Annotated in this window: 19 protein-coding genes; 10 read left to right on the top strand and 9 right to left on the bottom strand. The window is 72.3% G+C overall.

The annotated features are described in order from the left end of the window. Positions 1-270: 270 nt before the first annotated feature. Positions 271-1,671: an APC family permease gene (locus ACFYNU_RS09390; protein WP_356584503.1), complete on the bottom strand. Its 1,401-nt coding sequence runs from the start codon at positions 1,669-1,671 to the stop codon at positions 271-273. An 87-nt stretch (positions 1,672-1,758) separates the two neighbouring features. After that, the gene (locus ACFYNU_RS09395) at positions 1,759-3,129 is read right to left on the bottom strand and encodes a diaminopimelate decarboxylase (protein ID WP_356584504.1); all 1,371 of its coding nucleotides are present in this window, start codon (positions 3,127-3,129) and stop codon (positions 1,759-1,761) included. A gap of 116 nt (positions 3,130-3,245) precedes the next feature. On the opposite strand from ACFYNU_RS09395, the gene hutU reads away from it, so the two are divergent. The 4 genes from hutU to hutI all read left to right on the top strand — a co-directional run bounded on the left by hutU (position 3,246) and on the right by hutI (position 9,362). Next, complete coding sequence (gene hutU, locus ACFYNU_RS09400; RefSeq protein ID WP_356584505.1) at positions 3,246-4,919, top strand: urocanate hydratase; 1,674 nt, start codon at positions 3,246-3,248, stop codon at positions 4,917-4,919. Positions 4,920-5,533: 614 nt separating this feature from the next. Then, positions 5,534-6,724 carry an allantoate amidohydrolase gene (locus tag ACFYNU_RS09405; protein WP_356584506.1) on the top strand — a complete coding sequence of 397 codons (1,191 nt, stop codon included), beginning with the start codon at positions 5,534-5,536 and terminating at the stop codon, positions 6,722-6,724. Between the two features lie 2 nt (positions 6,725-6,726). Further along, entirely contained in the window at positions 6,727-8,082 is a 1,356-nt protein-coding gene (locus ACFYNU_RS09410) for a formimidoylglutamate deiminase (protein WP_356584583.1), read from the top strand. 14 nt (positions 8,083-8,096) lie between these two features. Then, positions 8,097-9,362 (top strand): imidazolonepropionase, encoded by a 1,266-nt coding sequence (gene hutI / locus ACFYNU_RS09415; protein WP_356584507.1) that lies wholly within the window; start codon positions 8,097-8,099, stop codon positions 9,360-9,362. Positions 9,363-9,444: 82 nt separating this feature from the next. Here the strand turns inward: hutI and ACFYNU_RS09420 are convergent, their stop codons facing one another. From ACFYNU_RS09420 to ACFYNU_RS09450, 7 genes are all read right to left on the bottom strand, one after another. Beyond that, positions 9,445-10,716, bottom strand: a complete 1,272-nt coding sequence (locus ACFYNU_RS09420) for a family 16 glycosylhydrolase (protein ID WP_356584508.1) — start codon at positions 10,714-10,716, stop codon at positions 9,445-9,447. Between the two features lie 193 nt (positions 10,717-10,909). Further along, a complete protein-coding gene (locus ACFYNU_RS09425; protein WP_356584584.1) occupies positions 10,910-12,130 on the bottom strand; it encodes a cytochrome P450 in 1,221 nt (406 codons plus the stop codon). Positions 12,131-12,249: 119 nt separating this feature from the next. Further along, positions 12,250-13,512, bottom strand: a complete 1,263-nt coding sequence (locus ACFYNU_RS09430) for a cytochrome P450 (protein WP_356584509.1) — start codon at positions 13,510-13,512, stop codon at positions 12,250-12,252. Between the two features lie 16 nt (positions 13,513-13,528). Next, positions 13,529-14,131 (bottom strand): ATP/GTP-binding protein, encoded by a 603-nt coding sequence (locus ACFYNU_RS09435; protein WP_356584510.1) that lies wholly within the window; start codon positions 14,129-14,131, stop codon positions 13,529-13,531. Next, positions 14,109-14,468: a DUF742 domain-containing protein gene (locus ACFYNU_RS09440; protein ID WP_356584511.1), complete on the bottom strand. Its 360-nt coding sequence runs from the start codon at positions 14,466-14,468 to the stop codon at positions 14,109-14,111. The genes ACFYNU_RS09435 and ACFYNU_RS09440 overlap by 23 nt, the downstream gene beginning before the upstream one ends. Then, a complete protein-coding gene (locus tag ACFYNU_RS09445) occupies positions 14,465-14,911 on the bottom strand; it encodes a roadblock/LC7 domain-containing protein (RefSeq protein WP_356584585.1) in 447 nt (148 codons plus the stop codon). The genes ACFYNU_RS09440 and ACFYNU_RS09445 overlap by 4 nt, the downstream gene beginning before the upstream one ends. Before the next feature lie 8 nt (positions 14,912-14,919). Beyond that, positions 14,920-16,419 (bottom strand): ATP-binding protein, encoded by a 1,500-nt coding sequence (locus tag ACFYNU_RS09450; RefSeq protein WP_388765669.1) that lies wholly within the window; start codon positions 16,417-16,419, stop codon positions 14,920-14,922. Positions 16,420-16,854: 435 nt separating this feature from the next. On the opposite strand from ACFYNU_RS09450, the gene ACFYNU_RS09455 reads away from it, so the two are divergent. The 6 genes from ACFYNU_RS09455 (at position 16,855) to ACFYNU_RS09480 (ending at position 23,667) form a co-directional block, all read left to right on the top strand. Then, positions 16,855-17,928 carry a GNAT family N-acetyltransferase gene (locus tag ACFYNU_RS09455; protein WP_356584587.1) on the top strand — a complete coding sequence of 358 codons (1,074 nt, stop codon included), beginning with the start codon at positions 16,855-16,857 and terminating at the stop codon, positions 17,926-17,928. Positions 17,929-17,959: 31 nt separating this feature from the next. Then, a complete protein-coding gene (locus ACFYNU_RS09460) occupies positions 17,960-19,339 on the top strand; it encodes a glycosyltransferase (protein ID WP_388765672.1) in 1,380 nt (459 codons plus the stop codon). Continuing rightward, positions 19,336-20,145: a polysaccharide deacetylase family protein gene (locus tag ACFYNU_RS09465; RefSeq protein ID WP_356584512.1), complete on the top strand. Its 810-nt coding sequence runs from the start codon at positions 19,336-19,338 to the stop codon at positions 20,143-20,145. The genes ACFYNU_RS09460 and ACFYNU_RS09465 overlap by 4 nt, the downstream gene beginning before the upstream one ends. Before the next feature lie 167 nt (positions 20,146-20,312). Next, positions 20,313-22,202 (top strand): hypothetical protein, encoded by a 1,890-nt coding sequence (locus ACFYNU_RS09470; protein ID WP_356584513.1) that lies wholly within the window; start codon positions 20,313-20,315, stop codon positions 22,200-22,202. Further along, a complete protein-coding gene (locus tag ACFYNU_RS09475) occupies positions 22,199-22,579 on the top strand; it encodes a hypothetical protein (RefSeq protein WP_356584514.1) in 381 nt (126 codons plus the stop codon). Before ACFYNU_RS09470 ends, ACFYNU_RS09475 begins: the two co-directional genes overlap by 4 nt. Beyond that, positions 22,579-23,667 carry a glycosyl hydrolase gene (locus ACFYNU_RS09480; RefSeq protein ID WP_356584515.1) on the top strand — a complete coding sequence of 363 codons (1,089 nt, stop codon included), beginning with the start codon at positions 22,579-22,581 and terminating at the stop codon, positions 23,665-23,667. Before ACFYNU_RS09475 ends, ACFYNU_RS09480 begins: the two co-directional genes overlap by 1 nt. Positions 23,668-23,673 lie beyond the last annotated feature (6 nt).

Here is a 23,673-nt window from a genome sequence, read left to right on the forward strand (position 1 = left end):
GGTGAGATTACGCAACGTACGTACGGGGGAAGGGGTTTCGGGCATTTTCCATCGGAACATGCCCAGCGGGGATAGGGTCGGCGCACGGAACGGCCCGGGGCCCTCCCGTGGTCGCCCCGTGCCGTGCCGTGCCGTCCCGTGCCGTCCCGGCGTCCCGGCGTCCCGGCGTCCCGTGCGAGGTTCTGCGCCCCGCCGGGGGTTTCTACGCTCCGCCGAGGTCCGGCACTTCGCCCAGGTCCGGCGCTCCGCCCGGGCGCTCCGTGCCGCGTGCTACTTCGACACGTCACCGCCGGTCTTCGCGTGCTCCTCCGAACGCGCCTTCATCACCAGCTTGTTGACGGCCCACAGCGCGATCCCGATCGCCACCAGCACCCCGGCCCGGATGTACACGTCGGCGGCCCGGTCGGCGAGCGGACTGGCCAGGATCAGCGCGGTGATCGCGCCCAGCACGGGCACGATCGTCGGCGCGCGGAAGTGCTGGTGCCCGACGGCGTCGCGGCGCAGGACGAGCACGGCGACGTTGACCACGAAGAACACGCACAGCAGCAGGAACGCCGTGGTGTCGCCGAGCCCCTGGATCTCGCCGGTCGACACCAGTCCGATGGCGAGCAGCGACACGAAGACGATGCCCACGACCGGTGTACGGCGGGTGGGGAGCACCCGGCCCATGGCCTTGGGCAGGATGCGTTCGTTGGCCATGCCGTAGCAGAGCCGCGAGGCCATCATGATGTTGATCAGCGCGGAGTTGGTGACGGCGAAGAGCGCGATCAGGGCGAAGAGCTTCGGCGGGAAGTCGACACCGCCGGCCTTCACGACCTCCAGCAGCGGGCCACTGGAGCCCTCCAGGGTCTTGTAGTCCACCAGGAGTGACGAGACGAGCGCGACCAGGATGTAGATGGTGCCGGTGACCGCGACGCCGATGAAGATCGCGCGCGGGAAGGTCCGGCTCGGATCCTTGGTCTCCTCCGCCATGTTGACCGAGTCCTCGAAGCCGACGAAGGCGAAGAACGCGAGCGCCGTCGCGCCCAGCACACCGGTCATCAGGGAGAAGCCGGTGCCGCTCGCCTCGAAGTCGGTGAGGCGCGAGGGCTCGCCGTCGCCGGTGAGGACCGCGTACGCGCCGATGCCGAGGATGATCGCCAGACCGCTCAACTCGACCAGGGTCAGGACCACGTTGGTCTTCACGGACTCCGAGACGCCGCGCAGATTCAGCGTGGCGAGCGCGACGATGAACAGGATCGCGACCAGGGTCGGCGGCACGGCGTCCGTGAACTCCGCCAGGTAGTCGCCGCTGAACGCGCGCGCCGCCGCGCTCGCCGACGACAGGCCCGAGCACATCACCATGAAGGCGACGATGAAGGTCAGGAACGGGACCTTGAACGCCTTCTGGGTGTAGAGCGCCGCGCCGGCCGCCTTCGGGTACTTGCCGACGAGTTCGACGTACGAGGCGGCCGTCAGGATCGCGACGACGAAGCCGATCGCGAACGGCACCCAGAGCGCGCCGCCGACCCGGCCCGCGACCTGGCCCGTGGTGGCGTAGATGCCGGTGCCCAGGATGTCGCCGATGACGAAGAGGATCAGCAGTTTGGGGCCGAGCGCGCGTTTGAGTTCGGGCGCGCCGTCGGGCGGTCCCGGTGTGTCCGTCGCTGTCGGTGTGTGGGACGCGGGCATGAGATGGCCTCCCCCGGTTCGATGGTGGGAGGTGTTCTGCCCGGTGCGACGCCGCTGATTCCTGCCGGTCGCGTCCGGTTCCGGTCGTCAGTCCCGGACGAGCGCGTCCGGGTCACCGCCGCCCGACTCGGCGACGATCTCCGCGACGGTCTGCGGCGCGCGCACGGTGGCGAAGCGTGTCGAGTCCCCCGACCGGGTGAAGCCGTAGACGCCCGGCCGGGCCAGGCTGTTGTACGCGTAGTGGTTGGCGAAGTAGTACGCGCCGGTGTCCAGCGCCGCGACGACGTCGCCCTGCGCCAGTAGCGGCAGGGGCCGTCCGGTGGCCAGGAGGTCGCCCGCGAAGCAGGCCGGGCCCGCGATGTCCTGCGCGACGTCCGGTCCCTGCTTGGGCCGGCCGTCGGCGTCGTACGCGGCGATGCGCAGCGGCCACGACTCGGGGTTGTAGACGGTACGGGTGGCGATCTGGACGCCCGCGTGGGTCACGGCGATGGGCCGGCCGCCGGCGGACTTCGCGTACTCGACCCGGGCCAGGACCGTGCCGTGCTTGGCCAGCAGCGAACGGCCGAACTCGGTGACCAGCCCGTAGCCGCCGTCGAACAGCCCCGGGACGGTGCTCTTCAGCAGCCGCGCGTACTCGGCGTAGGTCGGGGTCTGCTCGTCGGAGGAGAAGTTGACCGGCAGGCCGCCGCCGATGTCGATGGTGTCGATCTGCTGCCGCCCGGCCGCCGCGTTGATCTCCTCGGCCAGTTCGTGGACCGTCCGTACGCCCTCCGCCATCAGGGCGAGCGGCACACCCTGGGAGCCGGAGTGGGTGTGCAGCCGGGTCAGCCAGGGCCGGTCCAGGAAGGCCCGCACCACCCAGGCGCGGGCGCCCTCGTCGCGCAGCGCGACGCCGAACTTGGACGTCGCCGTCGCCGTGGAGAGGGCGCCGATGGAGCCGCCGCCGGTCTGCGGGTTGACCCGTAGGCCGATCGGGGAGTGGGTGGGCGCCGAGCGCAGGAGGGCGTCGAGGCGGGTCAGCTCCTGCGGGTTGTCGGCGTTGACGGCGATGCCGAGGGCCAGGGCCTCGCGCAGTTCGGCGGGGGTCTTGGCGGGGGAGTCGAGGACGGTGCGGTCCGGCGCGATCCCGGCGGCGCGCGCCAGGCCCAGCTCGCCGGGGCTCGCGACCTCGGCGCCGACGCCCGCGTCGCGCAGCAGACGCAGGACGGGTACGAGGGGGGCGGCCTTCACGGCGAAGGCGTGCAGTACGCGGGTGTCCGGGGTGGTGACGGCGTCGAACGCCGCGTGCAGCGCGGCGGCGGAGGCGCGGATGCCCGCCACGTCGAGCAGGGCGACGACGGGGTCCGCCTCGGTGAGCAGTCCCTGTCCGACGGCGGCGCGTACGGCGAGATCGCGCCGGTCGGCGCTGTCCCGTGCCTCGGTGTCTGTCTTGTTGACCGTTCCGGTGTCCTCGACCATGCGTGTCAGCCAATCATCCGGCCGCCGGTCGCTCCACTGTTGACTACAACTATTCAGCTGGAGAGTATGTGAATAGTTTGACCAACAGTGGAGCAGTGACGGAGGAGGCACCCGCCATGTCAGGACCCCGACCCGTACGGTCACCGCGCGGTACGGAACTGAGCGCCCTGGGATGGCAGCAGGAAGCCGCCCTCCGCATGCTCCAGAACAACCTCGACCCCGAGGTCGCCGAACACCCCGACCAGCTCGTCGTCTACGGCGGCACGGGCAAGGCGGCCCGCGACTGGCGCTCGTTCGACGCGATGACGCGCACCCTGCGCACGCTCAAGCAGGACGAGACGATGCTCGTCCAGTCCGGCCGGCCGGTGGGCGTCATGCGGACCCACGAGTGGGCGCCGCGCGTACTGATCGCCAACTCCAACCTGGTCGGCGACTGGGCCAACTGGGAGGAGTTCCGCCGGCTGGAGCAGCTCGGGCTCACCATGTACGGCCAGATGACCGCCGGCTCCTGGATCTACATCGGCACCCAGGGCATCCTCCAGGGCACGTACGAGACGTTCGCCGCCGTCGCCGCGAAGAGGTTCGGCGGCACGCTCGCCGGGACGATCACCCTCACCGCCGGACTCGGCGGGATGGGCGGCGCGCAGCCGCTGGCCGTGACCATGAACGATGGGGTCGTGATCTGTGTCGACTGCGACCCGCGCGCCATCGACCGCCGGATCGAGCACCGCTATCTGGACGTCCGCGCCGACTCCCTGGAGCACGCGCTCCAGCTCGCCACCGAGGCCCGTGACGCGCGCCGGCCCCTGTCGATCGGGCTGCTCGGCAACGCGGCGGAGCTGCTGCCCCGGATGCTCGCCGAAGGCGCGCCGATCGACATCGTCACCGACCAGACGTCGGCGCACGACCCGCTGGCTTATCTGCCGATCGGCGTCGACTTCGACGACATGGCGTCGTACGCCGCCGAGAAGCCGGCCGACTTCACGCTGCGCGCCCGCGAGTCGATGGCGCGGCACGTGGAGGCGATGGTCGGCTTCATGGACGCGGGCGCGGAGGTCTTCGACTACGGCAACTCGATCCGGGGCGAGGCCCAACTGGCGGGCTACGAACGGGCGTTCGCCTTCCCCGGCTTCGTGCCGGCGTACATCAGGCCGCTGTTCTGCGAGGGCCGGGGTCCGTTCCGGTGGGCGGCGCTGTCCGGCGAGGCGTCGGACATCCACAAGACGGACAAGGCGATCCTGGAGCTGTTCCCCGAGGACGAGTCGGCGCACAACGCGTCGCTGCACCGCTGGATCAAGATGGCGGGCGAACGCGTCCACTTCCAGGGTCTGCCCGCGCGTATCTGCTGGCTCGGCTACGGCGAGCGCGACAGGGCGGGCGAGCGCTTCAACGACATGGTCGCGAGCGGTGAACTCGCCGCGCCGGTCGTCATCGGCCGCGACCACCTGGACGCCGGCTCGGTCGCGTCCCCGTACCGCGAGACCGAGGCGATGCTCGACGGCTCCGACGCGATCGCCGACTGGCCGCTGCTGAACGCCATGGTGAACGTCGCCTCCGGCGCGACCTGGGTCTCCATCCACCACGGCGGCGGCGTCGGCATGGGCCGCTCGATCCACGCGGGCCAGGTGACGGTCGCCGACGGCACGGAACTGGCGGGCGAGAAGATCCGCCGCGTCCTGACGAACGACCCGGGCATGGGCGTCATCCGCCATGTCGACGCGGGTTACGAGACGGCGGACGCGATCGCCACGGAACGCGACGTGCGCATCCCGATGCGGGAGAGCGAGTGACACCGGCGGCCCCCGCCCCGGAAGACGGACGGAACGCGCCCTCGGCCACGGACGGCGCTTCGGGCCGGCCTCCCGCCGCGCCGGGTGGCACCGGCGGGGCGCGGGAGCCGGCGGGGTCGGCGGCGCCGCGTTCGGGCGCGGAGTCGCGCCCGAGCGCGGGTGGCGGTTCGGGGCGGACTCCCGCCGCTGCGGCGGGTGAGGCCGACGGTGTGCGGGAGCCGGCGGGGTCGGCGGCGCCGCGTTCGGGTGCGGAGTCGCGCCCGAGCGCGGGTGGCGGTTCGGGGCGGACTCCCGCCGCTGCGGCGGGTGAGGCCGACGGTGTGCGGGAGTCGGCGGGGTCGGCGGCGCCGCGTTCGGGTGCGGAGTCGCGCCCGAGCGCGGGTGGTGGTTCGGGGCGGACTCCCGCCGCCGCGCCGCGTGGGACCGACGGGGTGCGGGAGCCCACCGGGCCCCTCACGCCGCGTTCCGGCGCGGAAGCCCGCCCGAGCGCGGGTGGCGGTTCGCGCGAAGCCCCCGCCGGGGACGGCGGCGCCGTCGGGCGGGCCGTGTCCCGGGCGGGCGCGCGGACGCGGCCGGGTGTCGGGGCAGGCGACCCCGCGGCGTCTTTCCAGGAGATGTGGCGTGACCTCGCGCCCATCGGGCGGGACGCAGGCAGTCGGGGATACCGGCGGTACGCCTGGAGTGCCGCCGATCTGGAGTGCCGGGACTGGTTCCGGGCGCAGGTCGGGGCGCGTGGGTTGGTGTACGAGGTCGACCGGAACGGGAACCAGTGGGCGTGGGACGGGGATCCGGGCGCCGGGGACGCCGTCGTCGTCGGGTCGCATCTGGACTCCGTGCCCGACGGCGGCGCCTTCGACGGGCCGCTCGGTGTCGTGTCGTCCTTCGCCGCGCTCGACGAACTCCGGCGCAGGGGAGCGGAGTTCACCCGGCCGGTCGCCGTCACCAACTTCGGTGACGAGGAGGGCGCCCGGTTCGGGCTCGCCTGTGTCGGGTCCCGGCTCGCCGCCGGGCAGCTCTCCGTCGAGCAGGCGCACGCCCTGCGCGACGGGGACGGCATCCCGCTGCCGCGCGCCATGGAGACGGCCGGGTACGACCCGGACACCATCGGCGCCGACCCCGAACGCCTCGCCCGGATCGGCGCGTTCGTCGAGCTGCACGTCGAGCAGGGCCGCGCGCTCGACCTGACCGGTGACCCCGTCGGTATCGCCTCCTCCATCTGGCCGCACGGCCGCTGGCGCTTCGACTTCCACGGCGAGGCCAACCACGCGGGCACCACCCGCCTCGCCGACCGCCGCGACCCGATGCTCAGCTACGCCGAGACCGTCCTCGCCGCCCGCCGCGAGGCGGCACTCGCCGGCGCGCTCGCCACCTTCGGCAAGGTCGCCGTCGAGCCCAACGGCGTCAACGCCATCCCCTCCCTCGTACGCGGCTGGCTCGACTCCCGCGCCGCCGACCAGGCCACCCTGGACACCGTCGTCACCGCGATCGAGGCGGCGGCCCACGAGCATGCCGAGCGCGCGGGCATCGATCTGCGGGTCGTACGGGAGTCCTTCACACCCGTGGTCGAGTTCGCCCACACCCTGCGCGACGAGGTCGGCCGGATCCTCGGTGGCCGGCTCCCGGTGCTCGGCACGGGCGCCGGGCACGACGCGGGTATTTTGTCCGGATCCATTCCGACCGCCATGCTGTTCGTACGGAACCCCACCGGCGTCTCGCACTCCCCGGCCGAGTTCGCCGCCGAGGACGACTGCGTGGCCGGGGTCCTCGCACTCGCCGACGTACTGGAAGGGCTGGCGTGCACGTGACCATGTACTGGCTGGAGCACGCCTGGCTCGACACCCACGTCGAACCGGGGGTGACCGTGACCGTCGCCGACGGCCGCATCACCGACGTCCGTACCGAGGCCGACACCCCACCGCCCGGCGCCACGGTGCTGCGCGGGCTCACGCTCCCCGGCCTGGCCAACACCCACTCGCACGCCTTCCACCGCGCCCTGCGCGGCAAGGTCCAGGTCGGCTCCGGCACCTTCTGGACCTGGCGCGAGATGATGTACCGGGCCGCCGCCCGGCTCACCCCGGACAACTACCACGCGCTCGCCCGCGCCGTGTACGCCGAGATGGCGCTGGCCGGCATCACCTCCGTCGGTGAGTTCCACTACATGCACCACGCTCCTGGCGGAACGCCCTACGACAATCCCAACGCGATGGGCGAGGCGCTGATCGCCGCCGCCGACGACGCGGGAATCCGCATCACCCTCCTGGACACCGCCTATCTCTCCTCCGGCATCTCCAAGCGCCGTGGCGGCAAGCCCCCGGACCGCCACCAGGTCCGCTTCTCCGACGGCACCGCGCACGCCTGGGCGGAGCGCGTGACCGCCCTCGCGGCCCGCTACGCCAAGGACGACGAGCACGTACGGATCGGCGCCGCCATCCACTCCGTACGCGCCGTGCCCGCCGAGCAGCTGTCGACCGTCGCCGAATGGGCGGAGGCCCGGCAGGCCCCGCTCCATGTCCATCTCTCCGAACAGACCGCCGAGAACGACGCCTGCCTCGCCACCCACGACCGCACCCCCGCCCGTCTGCTCGCCGACCACGGCGTCCTCGGCCCCCGTACCACCGCCGTCCACAGCACCCATCTCACGGACGACGACATCGCCCTGCTGGGCTCCACCCGCACCGGCACCTGCATGTGTCCCACCACCGAGCGCGACCTCGCCGACGGCATCGGCCCCGCCGCGCGGCTCCAGCACGCCGGCTCGCCCCTGTCCCTGGGCAGCGACAGCCACGCCGTGATCGACATCCTCGAAGAGGCCCGCGCCCTGGAACTGAACGAGCGGCTGCGCACCCGCACCCGGGGCCACTGGACGGCCGCCGCGCTCATCACCGCCGCCACGGCCGACGGCCACGCGGCCCTCGGCAGGCCCGAGGCGGGCCGGATCGAGCGGGGCGCGCTCGCCGACCTCGTCACGATCGCCCTGGACTCGGTCAGAACAGTGGGGCAGGTACCAAGACTGGGCGCCGAGATCGCCGTATTCGCCGCGACAGCCGCCGATGTGCGCCACACGATCGTGGGCGGTCGCCATCTCGTACGCGACGGCGCGCACACCCTGATCCCCGATGTGCCCGAAGCCCTTGCCCGGTCGATCGCGGCCGTACGCGGCTGAAGGAGAGCGCCCCCATGAACGCCCGGACCCCGGCACCCGATACCGCCGACGCCACCGCCACCGACGCCACCGCCGCCGACGCCACCGCTACCACCGCCACCAACGCCGTCACCACCACTGCCGTCACCAACATCGCCGCTCTGGTCACCAACGATCCCTCCCTCGGTGACGGATCCCCCATCGGTCTGATCCAGCACGCGGCCGTCGTCATGGACGGCGACCGCGTCGTCTGGGTCGGTGAATCAAGCAAAGCACCCGCCACTGACAATGTGGTCGACGCCGGCGGCCGGGCCGCCGTCCCCGGCTTCGTCGACTCCCACTCCCACCTCGTCTTCGCCGGCGACCGCACCCAGGAGTTCAACGCCCGCATGTCGGGCCGCCCCTACTCCGCCGGCGGCATCCGCACCACCGTCGCCGCCACCCGCGCCGCCACCGACGCCGAGCTGAGCGCCAACGTCGCGAAGTATCTCGCCGAAGGACTCCGCCAGGGCACCACCACCCAGGAGACCAAGTCCGGCTACGGCCTCACCGTCGCCGACGAGGCACGCGCGCTGCGCGTCGCGGCCGAGCACACCGACGAGGTCACCTACCTCGGCGCCCATATCGTCGCGCCCGAACTCGCCGACGATCCCGCCGCGTACGTCGATCTCGTCACCGGCGCCATGCTCGACGCCTGTGCCCCGCATGCCCGTTGGATCGACGTCTTCTGCGAGAAGGGCGCCTTCGACGGCGACCAGGCGCGCGCGATCCTCACCGCGGGCATGGCGAAGGGCCTCCAACCCCGCGTCCACGCCAACCAGTTGTCGTACGGCTCCGGTGTGCGGCTCGCCGTCGAGCTGGACGCGGCGTCCGCCGACCACTGCACCCACCTCACCGACGCGGACGTCGACGCGCTCGCCCACTCGCGTACGGTCGCGACCCTGCTGCCCGGCGCCGAGTTCTCCACCCGCGCCACCTGGCCGGACGCCCGGCGCCTGCTGGACGCGGGCGCCACCGTCGCGCTGTCCACCGACTGCAACCCCGGCTCGTCCTTCACCTCGTCGATGGCGTTCTGCGTCGCCCTCGCCGTACGTGACATGGGGATGACGCCCGACGAGGCGATCTGGTCGGCCACGGCGGGCGGCGCCGCCGCTCTGCGCCGTACGGACGTCGGTCGCCTCACGCCCGGTGCCCGCGCCGACCTCGTCCTGCTCGACGCCCCGAGCCATGTGCATCTCGCCTACCGGCCGGGGGTGCCGCTGACCTGGGCGGTCTGGCGCTCCGGGACACGCCTGCACTGAGCCGAGGGGGAAACGACGAACCCCGGTGGCGGGCAAGGGACTTGCCACGCCGCCGGGGTCCGTGGAGCACTGAGCGACGGTGCTACGCGTTCACCGACCACTTCTGGTTGGCCGCGCCCGTACACGTCCAGATCTGCGCCCGTGCCCCGTTGACCGACGCGCCGCCGGTCACATCCATGCACTTGTTCGCCTGGATGTTCACGACGTCGTTCGCGCCCGACACGGCCCAGCGCTGATTGCCCGAACCGGCGCAGTCCCAGAGCTGGAGCTGCGCGCCGTCGGCGGTGCTGTTGTCCTTCACGTCCAGGCACTTGCCGAGCGCCCGCAGCGAGTCGTTGGCGCCCCGGCTCCACTGCTGCGCGCCGGAGCCGTTGCAGTCGTAGAGCTGAACAGGCGTCCCGTTGGCGGAACTCGCGCCCGCCACGTCCAGGCACTTGCCGCCGACACCGGTGATCGAACCGCCGGTGCCTCCGCCGCCGTCGGTGGTGACCCGTACGTAGTCGACGGTCAGCGTGCTCGGGAACGGCGTGCTGCCGTTGGGGTCGCCGGGCCAGTAGCCGCCGACCGCGAGGTTGAGGATCAGGAAGAACGGCTTGTTGAACACCCACTGCCGGCCGCCGAGATCGGCGGGCGTACGGGTCTGGAAGACGTTGCCGTCGACGGACCAGCGGATGGAGTTGGGCGACCAGTCGATCGCGAAGGTGTGGAAGGCGTCGGCGAACGCCTGGCCGCCGGGGAGGCTGTAGCCGGCGCCGATGCCGCCCGAGCCCGAGTAGCCGGGGCCGTGCAGCGTGCCGTGCACGGTGCCGGGCTCGAAGCCGACGTTCTCCATGATGTCGATCTCGCCGCTGTTGGGCCAGCCCACCTGGCCCATGTCGTTGCCGAGCATCCAGAACGCGGGCCACATGCCCTGTCCGCGCGGGATCTTCATCCGGGCCTCGACCCGGCCGTACTGCGCGGTGAACTTGCCGGCCGTGTTCAGCCGGGCGGAGGTGTACTCGCACCTGCCGTACCAGCACTGGTAGTTGCCGGGGTTGTCCCTGCGGGCGGTGATGACGAGGTTGCCCTGGCCGTCGAGGGCGGCGTTGTTGTTGCCCGCCGTGTAGTACTGCCGTTCATGGTTGTTGACGTTGTCGCCGGTCTCGATCTGCCATCTGCCGCCGTTGACGGCCGATCCGGCGGGTCCGTCGAAGTTCTCGTCGAACGTCACGGCCATGGGCGCGGCGCTCGCGGCCTCGACACGGGGCTCCGGGGAGGGCGTCGCCGCTGTGGCGGGCACGGCCGTCGCCATGGTCGTACAGGTGAGAAGAGCCAGGGCGTACAGCGTCACTCGACGCCGCAGGGGGGTTCGCACAGGTCATCACTTCACTTCTCGTGGAGGCATGCACATGACATACGGGGCGGTGGAGCGATGGTGCGGCGGAGAAGGGGAGCAGTTATTTCAATACTTGATTTAAGGGAGGGCGGGAGGGGCCGTCAAGGAGTTGGTATGGACCAAAGTTCTTGACGACCCGTCACCCGGCCCACCACCGCGCCGGTCTGTCCAACTAGCCCAAGGTCACCGGCAGTTGCTGCACGCTGTTCCCCACGAAGCTCGCGTGGCGAGGCAGTTCCGCCTCCGTGACCGCTACGTCCAGGTCCGGGAAGCGGGTGAACAGCCTCTCCAGCGCGATCGTCGCCTCCAGCCGCGCCAGCGACGACCCCAGACAGAAGTGCGCGCCGTGCCCGAGCGAGAGATGACGGGTCGCCGAGCCCGTGGCGTACCGGGTGAGGTCGAAGACATCCGCGTCCTCGCCGTGCGCGGCCTTGTCGCGGCCCGCCGCCGAGTAGCCCGCCAGGACCGGCGTACCCCGTGGGATCACCGTGCCGTCCACCGTCAGATCCCGGGTCGGGTAGCGGAACGGGAAGAAACTCACCGGACTGTCCCAGCGCAGCGTCTCGTCCACCACGTCCGACCAGCTCGCCTTGCCCATCTGGGCGAGTTCGAGCTGATCGCGGTGACGGCACAGCGCGCGCACCGCGTTGGTGATCAGATTCAGCGTCGTCTCGTGCCCGGCGATGATCATCAGCAGCAGCGTGCCGATGAGTTCGTGCCCGCTCAGCCGGTCGCCGTCCTCCTCGCGCGCCGCGATCAGCGCGCTGGTCAGATCCTCCCCGGGGTTCTCGGTACGGGAGGCGGCCACCGCGCCCAGTACGGCCACGATGTCCCGGTTGGCGGCCATCGCGTCCTCGGGGGCGATGTCCGTCGCGACGATCTGGTTCGAAAGGTGATGCAGCTGGTCGTGGAACTCCGGGTCCACGCCCAGCAGTTCACAGATGACACCCATCGGCAGCGGCAGCGCGAAGTGCGCGCGGAGATCGACGACGTGGCGCCCGTCCGGGCCCGGCCGGCCGGCCGCCGCCAGATTGTCCAGCAGCTCCACCGTCACCTCCTCCACCCGCCCGCGCAGCGCCTCCACCCGCCGTGTCGTGAACGCCTTGCTCACCAGCGAGCGCAGCCGCCGGTGGTCGTCGCCGTCCGCCGTCGTCATGCCCTGCACGGTCGCGAACGTCTTCAGCGGCCACCCGTCGGGGATCCGCCCCTCCCGCAGCGCCGTGAAGTGCGCGGCGCCCTTCGCGACATCGGGATGCGACAGGAACTCCTTCAGCGCGTCGTGCCCGAGGACCGCCATCGCCTCGACCTCACCGGGGAGTACGACGGGGGCCACCGCGCCCCGCGCGAGCATGCGCGCGTTGGCGGCGTGCGGGCAGCCGCCGGCCGGATCCATCCGGTGCGGGGCGGGCGCGGACGTGCCGTCGGTCGCGGACGTGCCGTCGGGGGTCGACGGGTCGACGGAAGCGGTCGGGCTGACGGGTGTGTTCGGCTCGGGGCTCAACAGGGCTCTCCTCAACTCCGCGTCGCGCGCGCTCCGCGCGGCAACTGCGGTTCGGTGAAGCGGACGGGAAGGGCCGCCAGGCCCTTGCTCCAGGGCGACTTGATCCAGGCCAACTCGGTCTCCGGCACGGCCAGTTCGAGGTCCGGCAGCCGGTGCCTGATCGTGTCGACCGCGGTACGGGTGATCAGCCTGGCCGGGTCCTGGGCCGGGCAGGTGTGCGGCCCGGCCCCGAACGCCAGGTGTGAGCGGTTGCCGACGACGGGGACTCCGTCCGCCGGCAGGATGTCGGGGTCGGCGTTCGCCGCCGCCAGACCGAGGATCAGCATGTCCCCGGCCCGGATCTCCTGGCCGCCGAACCGCAGGTCACGAGTGGCGTACCGGGCGGGGAAGTTCTGCGTCGGCGGGAAGCGCCACAGCACCAGGTCCAGCGCGTCGTCCACGCTCAGATGACCGCCGCTGAGCGAGGAGCGGAAGGCCGGGTCGCAGAGCAGGATGCGCAGCGTGGTGGCGATCCAGTTCACCGTGGTCTGGTTGCCGGCGACGAACATCACCACCAGGTTGTGCAGCACTTCCTCGTCCGTCAGCCCCGCCGGGTGGTGCAGCAGCGCGGAGGTGACGTCGTTGCCGGGCCGGTGCCGTTTCTCCTCGATCAGGGCGAGCAGGATCGCGCCCATCCGCCTGCTCGCGTCGGCGGAGTCGGCGTTCGCCACGACCAGCCCCGCGATGGCCGTCACCAGCTCACGCCCCGTCGGCTCGTCGAGCCCGAGGAGGCCGGTGATCACCATCAGCGGCAGCTTGCGCGCGTAGTCCGACACCAGGTCCGCCCGCTTGCCGTCGGCGAACTCGGCGATCAGCCGCTCGGCCGTCGCCCGTACGCCGCGCCGCAGTTCGTGCCCGTTGATCCGGGCGAGCGCGTCCGACACGGCCGCGCGCATCCGGCGGTGCTGCTGCCCGTCGGCGAACAGCAGCGCGGGCCGCCAGCCCACCATCGGCAGGATCGGCGAGTCCGCGGGCACCCGGCCCTCGCGCAACTGGCCCCAGCGGCGCGGGTCGTGGGAGAAGTCCTGCTCCTCACGGGCCAGCCGCAGCAGTTCGCGGTGGCCGAGGACCAGCCAGGCGCTGATACCGGGCGCGACGCTGACCCGGGCCACCGGCCCGTGCTCGGCGCGCAGTTGCTCGTACAGGAGCGGCATCCGGTCGCCGTCGAGCTGTTCCCCGTAGATGGGTGTCGCGGGCGTGGGGGCCGTGGCGGGCGCGGGGGTGGGTGTGGTCATGTCGTGGACTCCGGCGTCATGAGGACTCGGCGGCGAGGAGGAGATGGCGTACGAGGGCGATCAGAGCCCGGACGGAGGACCGTTCGTCCCGCGCGTCGCAGGACACCAGCGGTGTCTCGGGCAGCAGGTCGAGCGCCGCGCGCAGCTCGCCGTCGCTGTGCACGGGGCTGCCCGGGAAGACGTTGACGGCGACGGCGAACGGCAGCCCCAGGTCCTCCAGATGGCCGAGCGCGTCGAAGGACGAGGTCAGGTCGCGGGTGTCCACCAGGGCGAGCGCGCCGAGCGCGCCCCGGGCCAGATCGCGCCAGGCGGGGAGGAAGCGCTGCTGCCCCGGCGTACCGAAGAGATAGAGGACCAGCTCGCCGTCGAGCGTCATCCGGCCGAAGTCCAGGGCGACGGTGGTGGTGGCCTTGGCCCGGTCGACGGTGACGTCGACCGAGGCGCCGGCTTGGGTCATCACGGCCTCGGTGCTGAGCGGCTTGATCTCGGAGACCGTACCGATGAACGTCGTCTTGCCGACGCCCAGCGGCCCCACGACCATGATCTTCGCCGCGCCGGCGACGCTGGACCTGACGTACTTGCCGGCGGGCGCGGCCTCAGAGGCGGCTTTCGAGGCCATGGAGGACCTTTCTCAGCATGGTCACATCGGCTCGTTCGGCCGGCGGTATGGGTGGGCGGGTCACGATCAGTCCCCAGCCGATCAGATCGGCGAGCAACACCTGCACCACGGAGGGCGGTTGGCCGAGATGGGCCGACACCTCGGCCACCGACAGCAGTCCCTGACAGTGCGTCAGAATGGCGCGGTGCTCCGGCTGGAGGGTCGCCGGCGGGACCGTTTCCGCGGCCATCACGAGCGATTCCCAGGAGAGCGGTTCGACTCCGGCGTCCGCCCTCCCACCGGTGATCACGTACGGGCGTACCGCCGACGTGGTCCGGTCGTCGGGGCGTTCCGTCATGACGACGGGCTCACCGGATCCCGGGGGTGGCTGCTCAGGTGGCTGCCGATCTTCACGACCAGCAGCTGCATCTGCTGGGCCACCAGGCCCACATCGGCGTCGGTCTCGGTCGCCGCGCCCAACTGGGCGCCCACACCGGCCGAGGTGAAGAGGATGAAGCCCTGGTCGGACTCCAGCATCAACTGCCGTACGCCGGCGGCGCCGCCGAACAGCAGCCCCGCCGTGGACCGGCCCGTCATGGTCAGCGCGGCGGACGCGGCGGCGAGCGATTCGGCCTCGGCCACGCTCAGTTCGGCCACCGGGCCCTTCAGGTTCTCGGCGGACGCGTGGCCGAGCCGCAGGCCGTCCTCCGAGACGACCACGGCGTGCCGGACGCCCGGGATGTCGGTCAGCGGGCGGAGCATCCACCCGAGATCGGGAAGTCGGGAGATCGTTCCGGTCACTCTTCCGGTCACTGCCGGCCTCCGTCGTGTTGGTCGGGCACTTCGGTGTCCTGGACGGCCGCCGCGCGGCCACGACGCGAGCCGGACACCACGCTGGTGATCGACGCGCGTGCCGCCTCGGGGGTCCAGGCCGGGTCGGGCTGCGCGTGCTGCGGGGGCTGCGACACCTGTGGTGCCTGTTCCTGATCCGGTTCCTGTCCTCGTGCCCGGTCCCGGTCCCGTGCCTGGTCCCGGCCCGTCGCCGTGGCGGGGTCCCGTCGACGGCTGCGGCGGCGCGGCAGCGTGTCGGGGGGAGTGGCGGGTGTGTCCCGTGGGTGTGCGGCGGCGTCGGCGGCCGGCCGCTCGTGCTCCCGCGCCGCCACCGGCTCCGGTACCGCCACCGGCTCCGGCGCCGAGTCCGACGGAAAGTGCGACAGCGGTTCGGTCAGCAGACGGTGCGGTACGAAGGTGACGGCCCGGGTCCCGCCGTACGCCGACGCCCCCGTCAGCTCCACGTTGAAGCCCATCTCCCGGCTCCAGCGCCCCACGCACGCCAGCCCCAGCCGGGGCACGGCCCCGAGCCGGGTCAGATCCAGCTCGTCCCTGAGCTGCGACATCGCCAGGTGCAGCACGTCCGGCGGCATCCCGAGCCCCGCGTCGTCGATCTCCACGACGGCTCCCGCGCCCACCTCCCGGATCGTCACGACGACCTGGGTGCGGGAGGGCGAGAACACGGTCGCGTTCTCCAGGAGTTCGGCGATGGCGTGCATCAGCCCTTCGACGGCCGGCGGCACCACGTACAGCGTCTGACCGCCGTGCACCTCCACCCGCCCGAACTCCACGATGCGCGACTGCGCGCCGCGCACGCAGTCGTACAGCGAGACCGGCTGCGACTCGCGCCTGGCCGGCCAGATCCCGCACATCACCAGCAGCGTCTGGGCCTTACGGGTCATCTGCGAGGCCGCGTGGTCGGCCTTCATCACGTCCGCCATCAGGCGCGGGTCGTCGATGGCGCGCTCCACGTGGTCGAGTACCTGCTGCTGCACCGTCGCCATCGCGTGCATGTTGCGGGCGACCGACTCGAAGGCCGTCTGGACCGAGTCGCGCAGCCCGCGCTCGCGCCGTACCGCCTCGTCCGAGCCGAGGGCCGTGACCACGGCGGCCAGCGCCTGTGCGAAGTCCTCACCGGTGTCGCTCTCGGCTGCGACCGGACCCGGGACACCGTCCAACCGCCGTCCCGCGCGCACCCGTTCGGCGATGGCGGGGACACGTACGGTGGCCAGATGGGCCACCTCGGCGCCGCGTGCGGCGGCCGTCCGCCGCTCCCGGTCGTGTTCGGCGCGCTCCACGCCCAGCCGCCGGCGCAGGGCCAGCACGCAGGCGGTGAGCAGCACCACCAGGGCCGCGCAGCCGGCCGCGAGTGCCTGCCGCCACTCCGCGGCGGACACCTGGCCGATCAGCAGGGCGACGACGGCGGCGACCACGAGGACCCCGAGCCACCACACCGCCCGTACACGAGGTCTGTTCACCGGACGGCTCAACACGGAGACCGGGTTCCTTCCAGAACTCGTCGGACACGTCGGGCTCCCGATGGGGTGATCGCGAGCATGCAGATCCTACGAGTAATGCAAGGGATTCGGGCGGGAGTTGGCCAACTCCGGTCACTCGGCGGCACCGGTCGCGCACCATCCGCACACGTGTACGCGGCGGGTCGCGGGACATACGGGCTGGCCGCACCGCATGAACCCACCCCGCACACCTTCACCCCCGTCACCAACAGACCCATGTACAGGTTCACCTGCCGTGTCGGTCGCGTTCCGTATCCGTCATGACATGGCCGACTGGCCCTGTACCGGAGGGATTTGGGCCGGTACCGTCCTGTTCGGCGCGGGGCGAGCGACCGGGGGGTCGAGTTGAGCGACGTACGCGTACGGGGTGCTGCCGCCGCCGCCCGCATCCGTGTGATGCGGCCGGGGGAGCTGGGCGCGGGGGAGATCGAGCGCTGGCGGGAGTTACGGGCGCGGTCCGGCGCGCCCGCGAATCCGTTCATGGAGCCGGAGTTCACCCTGGCCGTCGGCCGCGTCCGGCCGGGCGCGCGCGTGGCCGTCGTCGGAGGCGGGAGCGGCGCGCCCGCCGGCTTCTTCCCGTACGAGAGAGGCCCGTTGGGGCAGGGACGCGCGATCGGGTTCGGGGTGTCCGACAGTCAGGGGCCGGTGCTCGGCCCCGAACACACCCTCACGGCAGGGGAGTTGCTGCGCGGCTGCTCGCTCACCAGCTGGGAGTTCGACAACCTCGAAGCGGGACAGGGGCTGTTCAGCTCCGACGCCGCCGAGGGGTTCGACTCCCCGGTCATCGACGTCGGACAGGGCTACGAGGCGTACGAGGCGGTCCTGCGCGCCGGATCGCCCAAGTTCTTCCGTACGACGACGGCCAAGGAACGCAGGCTCGCCCGGCAGGCCGGCGAGGTCCGGTTCGTCTTCGACGAGCGCGATCCCGCCGCGCTGCGCACGCTCATGGAGTGGAAGTCGGCGCAGTACCGCAGAACGGGCCGCCGCGACCGGTTCGCCAAGAAGTGGATCAGCGCGCTGGTACGGCAGTTGGCGGCCGACCGGCCCGACAACGCGCCCGGCTGCTCCGGTGTCCTGTCCGTGCTGTACGTCGCGGACCGCCCGGTCGCCGCGCACTTCGGCCTCCGCTCGCGCACGGTCCTGTCCTGCTGGTTCCCCGCGTACGACACCGACTTCGCCAAGTACTCACCCGGCCTCATCCTCCATCTGCGGATGGCCGAGGCGGCGGCGGGCGCCGGGATCGGCCTGCTCGATCTGGGCCGGGGCGCCGCCGAGTACAAGGACGCGCTGAAGACCGGTGAACTGCGCGTGTACGAGGGGGCGTCGGTACGGCGCGGGCCACGGGCGGCCGTGTACCGGCTCGGCCGGGAGCCCGCCCGCCGCGCGCACAGCTTCGTACGGAACCGGCCCAAGCTCGCCGGATACGCGCAACGCGCACTCAACCAGGTGGGCCGGCTGCGGGACCGGTGATCCGGCCCAACGCCGTACGAGCGGAGGCATGATGACGCGGATCGTGAACACGCCCGCTTCGGGCACGCCCGCGCGGCCGGGATCAGGGCCGGAATCAGGGCCGGGATCAGGGCCGGCGTCGCGATCCCCGCTGCGTGACGTCGCCGTCGCCGACCTGGACCTGGACCTCCACCAGGACCTGGACCTCGATCAGGACGGTGTCGGCGAGGACGGGACGGACGGGGCCGTGCTGTCGCTGACCCCCGCCCCCGGCGGCCCGCCCGTCCGCGCGGGCGCCGTCTACGCACTCGTACGGCTCCGGGGCCGCCCCGTCGCCACCGTCCTCACCACGGTCCCGGACGGCGCCGACCCCGCCCGCGTACTCACCACGGCCTTCCGCGCCCAGTACGCCGCGCATGAGCCCTCCGTGAGCGTGCGCGTGAGCGGTGGCGCACCGCCGCCCCGTACGACCGTCGTCGTCGCCACCCGCGAGCGGGCGGACCGGCTCGGCCGGGCGCTCGACTCGCTCCTCGCACAGGACCACCCGGACTTCCGCGTCGTGGTCGTCGACAACGCGCCCGTCACGACCGCCACCCGCGACCTGATCGCCCACCACTACGCGGACGGCGTCACCTACCTCCACGAGCCGGTCCCCGGACTGGCCACCGCCCACAACCGAGGCGTCGCCGCCGCCGACACCCCCGTCGTCGCCTTCACGGACGACGACGTCATCGCCGACCCGCACTGGCTCTCCGCGCTCACCGCGCCGTTCGCGGCCGACCCCCGCACCGGCTGCGTCACGGGCCTGATCCTCCCGGCCCGCCTCACCACCCCCGCCCAGGTCCTCCTGGAGAGCCACGGCGGCTTCGCGAAGGGCTTCGCCCCACGGCTGTACGACCCGGCGGCGCCCCCCTCCGACCAGCCGCTCTTCCCGTTCACGGCGGGCAGTTTCGGCTCCGGCGCCAACATGGCGTTCCGGGTGTCCGCCCTGCGCGCCGTCGGCGGCTTCGACCCCGCCACCGGCACCGGCACAGCGGCAAGGGGCGGCGACGACCTCTACGCGTTCGTCCGGATCCTGGCCGCCGGGCACCGGCTGCGCTACACACCCGACGCGCTCGTCTGGCACCACCACCGCGAAACCTGGCAGGACCTGCGGAACCAGGCGTACGGCTACGGCGCCGGCCTCACCGCGTATCTCACCGCCCTCCTCTGCCGCCACCCCGCCCTCCTGCCCGCGCTGCTCGCGAAGCTCCCGCGCGGCCTCGCCCACGCCCGCGCCATCACCGCCCACCGGGAGGCCGACGCGGCCGGAGTGCCCGGCGCGCACGGGACGTATCGCCACCCGTGGCCGCGCACCCTGTCCCGGCTGGAGCGCCGAGGGATGCTGTACGGCCCGCTGGGTTACGCCAGGGCCCGCTGGGGGCGGCGATGACGCGCCTGCCGAAGTCCGCCCGTATCCCCGTGCTGCTCTACCACGCGGTGATGGACGACCCGCCCGCCTGGATCGCCGAATTCACCGTCACACCAAGGCAGTTCACCGCCCAACTCGACGCGGTCACGGCCGCCGGGCGGACCGCGGTCCCGGTCGGCGCGCTCGCCGCGCGGCTGACGGGCGGGGCTCCGCTGCCACCGCGCCCCGTGGTCCTGACCTTCGACGACGGATTCGCCGATCTGCCGGGCCCGACCGCCGAAGCGCTCGCCGAACGTGGTCTGCCCGCCACCGCCTATCTCACGACCGGCGCCATCACCCCGGGCCTCGGCAGTCTGCTGCCGCCCGCCCCGATGATGACGCTCGCGCAGGCCCCGGCGCTGGAGCGGCTCGGGGTGGAGATCGGCGCGCACACCGTCACACACCCGCAGCTCGACACCCTCCGCGCGCCCCAACTCGACCGTGAGCTACGGGAGTCGAAGGCGGCGCTGGAGGACGTACTCGGCCACGAGGTGGCGCATCTCGCCTATCCGCACGGCTACAACAACCGCGCCGTACGCCGGGCCGCCCGCCGCGCCGGATACGCCTCCGCCGTCGCCGTACGCCACGCCCTCAGCTCCGGGACGGACGAGCCGTACCGCATCGCGCGGCTCATCCTGCGCCGGAGCCACACGGTGGCGGACGTGACGGCTTGGCTGGCGGGGGAGGGCGCGCGGGTCGCGCCGTTCCCCGACTCGGCGGCGACGGTGGGCTGGCGCCTCTACCGCAAGGCCCGCGCGGCGGCGCGCGGACCACGATTCGCCGGCTGACCGATAGCCCGGCCGACCGACAGACCGACAGACCGATAGCCCGGCCGACCGGCGAAGAAGCGACAGAGATGTACGAGAGCCACACATAAGCGCAGAGAGTTCCTATAATTCCCTGACGGGGACAGCGGCGTGACGGCCGCGACCACAGGGGTGGGGGGAGTCGCACCGTGCAACCACGCGCGCCCGCGCTGGACCTGGCCGAGACCCGGACCCCGCCTCCGACGCGCCCGCCCCCGCGACGGCGCACGGCCCCGCGCTTCGTACGGCCCCAACTTCTGCTCTCCTGGCTGCCTTTGCTGACCGCAGCCGCCCTCTGGACGTACGCGCTGCCGCGCGTCGGCTACCGCTCCATGGGCGACTACGGGCTTCTCGACCGCTTCCCCGCCCCGTTCTACGCGGCGCTCGCCCTCCTCAGCTGTGGATTCCTCGTCGCCCTCCGCCGCGCCGGAACCGCGCCGTGGTGGCCCGCCACCTACTGCGTCGCGCTTCTCGTCGCGCTCAAGGCGCCACCCGCCGTGCTGTACGACTCCGTGCGCTACCCCTGGGCCTCCAAGCACGACGCCGTCGTCAACCAGCTCCTCCTCGGCGGCGAACTGCGCCCGAACGCCGCCCTGTCGGGCAACATGTCCGCCTACGACCAGTGGCCCGGCTTCTTCACCCTCACCGCCGGGCTGGTGCGGGCCTTCGGCGTGGAGAGCGCCGCCGTGTTCCTCAACTGGGCCCCGATCGCGCTCGGTCTGCTGCTGATGCCGGTGCTCGTGCTGATCTACCGCACCTTCACCGAGGACTGGCGGCTGGTGTGGACGGCCGTCTGGATCTTCCAGCTCGCCAACTGGGTGGGCCAGGACTATCTGTCGCCGCAGGGCTTCGCGTATGTGCTGCATCTGTCCGTGATCGCCGTCGTGCTGCGGCACTTCGTCCGGCCGGGATCGGCGGGCAGACTGCGCGACCGGTCGTTCCTGGACCCGGCGTCCGCCGCCGTGCCACCGCCCACCGGGACCCGGCAGCGGGCCGTGGGTGTCGCCGTCCTCGCGCCGCTGATCCTGGCCGTCAACGCCTCGCACCAGCTGACGCCGGTGATGCTCTGCGTCTCGCTGTTCGCCCTGACCCTCACCCGCCGCTACCGCAACTACGGGCTGCTGGCCGTCGCCGCGCTGATCATGCTGGCGTGGGACCTGACGATGGGCCGCCCGCTCTTCCTGGAGACCCTGGGCACGCTGCGCGACTCGCTCGGTCAGCTGACGCGGAACTCGCGCGCCGGATACGCCGGTGAACTCACCGGCCCCGGACCCGAACTCGCCGGACGCGCCAACGTGTTGATGGTGCTCGCCGTCGCCGCCCTGGCGGGCGTCGCGCTGCTCCTGCGGCGCAGACTGGTCAGGGCGGCCCTGCCGCTGCTGCTGGTGTCGCTCGCCCCGGTGCCGCTGTTCGTCGTCAACGACTACGGCGGCGAAATGCTCTTCCGCGTCTATCTGTTCGGGCTGCCGGGCGCCGCGTTCTTCGCGGCGGCGACGCTCGTGCCGGCGGCGGGCAGCGCCCGGCGGGGAGTGCGAAGACGCGCCGCCGCTCTCACGCTGCACGGCGCACTGCCCGTCGCGCTCCTCGTGCTGCTGGCCGGCTTCCTGCCCTCGTACTACGGCAAGGAGAAGATGTACTACACCCCGCCCGCCGAGACGGCGCTGGTCACCCGCGCGATCGACCGGGCGCCCGAGGGCGCGCTGATCCTCGCCACCACCGGCTCCTTCCCGCAGGCGCTGCACCGCTACGACCAGGTCGAGCACTGGTTCTTCGCCGAGCAGGAACTCCCCGAGAACCAGCGGATGCTGGCCGACCCCGCCCGCTATCTCGCCGACGGCATCCCGCCGGGCACCGACGCGTATGTGGTCCTCACCCGCACGCAGGACGTCTACGCGGCCGGCGAAGGACTCCTGCCACCCGGCGGCTTCGCCACCCTGCGCACGCGTCTGACCGAGTCGCCGCTGTTCAGGACCGTGGAGGAGCACCCGTACGGCATCGTCCTGCACTACCGGCCCGCCATGGAAGGCGACCGTCCATGACGTTGGATCATTTACGGCTCCGAGTACCGCTGGCCCTCGCCGGCTGGGGCGCGGTCGCCGCGACCGCGCTGCCCGGTGGTTCACCACTGCGCTGGATCCCGGTGGTGCTGTTCGTCTGCTTCGGACCCGGCCTCGCGCTGCTCCACCCGCAGCGCGGCACACTGCGCCCCGCCGCCCGGATCGAGGCGGTCGCACTCGCCGCGCCGCTCAGCCTCTCCCTCGCGGTCACCGTCACCACCGCGCTCTTTCTCGTGCGCGGCTTCTCGGCGACGGCCTTCCTGGTGACTCTCGCGGCCCTGACGACCGTCGCCGCCGCCCTGCCGGGACTGCCGCTGCCCGCCGCGACGCGCGGCGCGGTCGGCCGGAGTGGCCGCTGATGACGGCGCGGCTCAGCCAGTTGGAGAAGCAGGTGTACACCGTGGTCGCCCTGGTCGCCGTCGGGCTGCTGCTGATCGCCGGGCTCGGGGTCCGGGCCGACGAGTCCGACGGCCCCGACGCCGGGTGCGCGGCGAGCGACCTGCTGGAGCCGCCCTGCGGGGCCTGGTGGGGGGCGTATGTCCCGTACGCGACGGACGGTCCGGCCGAGGGCTCGCTCACCAGGGCCGTGTACGCCTTCGAGAAGAAGATCGGCCGCAGGCTCGATCTCGTCTACAACTACCACGACATGTCGGACACCGAACTCGACGGACAGCTTCTCACCCCCGACGAGCGGGAGTTGGGCGAGGACCGGATGCTGATGCTGGCCTGGGAGTCCACGGTCTGGCGCGAACCGCACCACGAGAACTGGACCGAGGACCAACTGGGCTGGGCGAACATCGCCTCCGGACGCCACGACGAGGAGATCATCGATCCGCAGGCGCGCCGCATCAAGGAGTACGGCGAGGAGACCGGCAAACGGATCTTCCTCTCCTTCGACCAGGAGGTCGACGCCCGGATCAAGGAGGGCGCGGGCACCCCGGCCGAGTACGTCGCCGCGTACCGCCATCTCCACGAGCGCTTCGAAGAGTTGGGCGTCGACAACGTGGTGTGGGTGTGGACCGTCTCCGGCTATCTGGGCAGCGCCGACGAGATGAAGGCGCTGTATCCGGGTGACGACTATGTCGACTGGATCGGCATGGACCAGTACAACTACTTCCTCTGCCACGACACCACCGACTGGAAGGACTTCGACCGCAGCCAGCGCCCCACCTACGACTGGCTGCGGGCCAATGTGTCGGCCGACAAGCCCTTGATGCTGGCCGAGTTCGGCACCGTTCCCGATCCGGCGGACAGCGACAGACAGCGCGACTGGTACACCGGGATTCCCGCCGCCGTGCGGACGATGCCGCAAGTGAAGGCGCTGGTGCAGTGGAACAGGCCGGTGCCCGGCGAGAACTGCGACCTGACCGTCAACGAGGGCCCGGGGCTTACCGGTTACCGCGAGGCGGGCCGCGACGACTACTTCCGGCAGCCACTCCCGAGGTAGCCCGCC

The sequence above is a fragment of the Streptomyces sp. NPDC006643 genome, assembly GCF_042870175.1.
In the GTDB taxonomy this organism is placed as follows: Bacteria; Actinomycetota; Actinomycetes; order Streptomycetales; family Streptomycetaceae; genus Streptomyces.

Excerpts from the sequence above, each read along its gene's own strand:
- ACFYNU_RS09390 (WP_356584503.1), bottom strand. The coding sequence starts at position 1,671 with ATGCCCGCGTCCCACACACCGACAGCGACGGACACACCGGGACCGCCC.
- ACFYNU_RS09395 (WP_356584504.1), bottom strand. The coding sequence starts at position 3,129 with ATGGTCGAGGACACCGGAACGGTCAACAAGACAGACACCGAGGCACGG.
- hutU (WP_356584505.1), top strand. The coding sequence starts at position 3,246 with ATGTCAGGACCCCGACCCGTACGGTCACCGCGCGGTACGGAACTGAGC.
- ACFYNU_RS09405 (WP_356584506.1), top strand. The coding sequence starts at position 5,534 with ATGTGGCGTGACCTCGCGCCCATCGGGCGGGACGCAGGCAGTCGGGGA.
- ACFYNU_RS09410 (WP_356584583.1), top strand. The coding sequence starts at position 6,727 with ATGTACTGGCTGGAGCACGCCTGGCTCGACACCCACGTCGAACCGGGG.
- hutI (WP_356584507.1), top strand. The coding sequence starts at position 8,097 with ATGAACGCCCGGACCCCGGCACCCGATACCGCCGACGCCACCGCCACC.
- ACFYNU_RS09425 (WP_356584584.1), bottom strand. The coding sequence starts at position 12,130 with ATGGATCCGGCCGGCGGCTGCCCGCACGCCGCCAACGCGCGCATGCTC.
- ACFYNU_RS09430 (WP_356584509.1), bottom strand. The coding sequence starts at position 13,512 with ATGACCACACCCACCCCCGCGCCCGCCACGGCCCCCACGCCCGCGACA.
- ACFYNU_RS09435 (WP_356584510.1), bottom strand. The coding sequence starts at position 14,131 with ATGGCCTCGAAAGCCGCCTCTGAGGCCGCGCCCGCCGGCAAGTACGTC.
- ACFYNU_RS09440 (WP_356584511.1), bottom strand. The coding sequence starts at position 14,468 with ATGACGGAACGCCCCGACGACCGGACCACGTCGGCGGTACGCCCGTAC.
- ACFYNU_RS09455 (WP_356584587.1), top strand. The coding sequence starts at position 16,855 with ATGCGGCCGGGGGAGCTGGGCGCGGGGGAGATCGAGCGCTGGCGGGAG.
- ACFYNU_RS09460 (WP_388765672.1), top strand. The coding sequence starts at position 17,960 with ATGACGCGGATCGTGAACACGCCCGCTTCGGGCACGCCCGCGCGGCCG.
- ACFYNU_RS09465 (WP_356584512.1), top strand. The coding sequence starts at position 19,336 with ATGACGCGCCTGCCGAAGTCCGCCCGTATCCCCGTGCTGCTCTACCAC.
- ACFYNU_RS09475 (WP_356584514.1), top strand. The coding sequence starts at position 22,199 with ATGACGTTGGATCATTTACGGCTCCGAGTACCGCTGGCCCTCGCCGGC.
- ACFYNU_RS09480 (WP_356584515.1), top strand. The coding sequence starts at position 22,579 with ATGACGGCGCGGCTCAGCCAGTTGGAGAAGCAGGTGTACACCGTGGTC.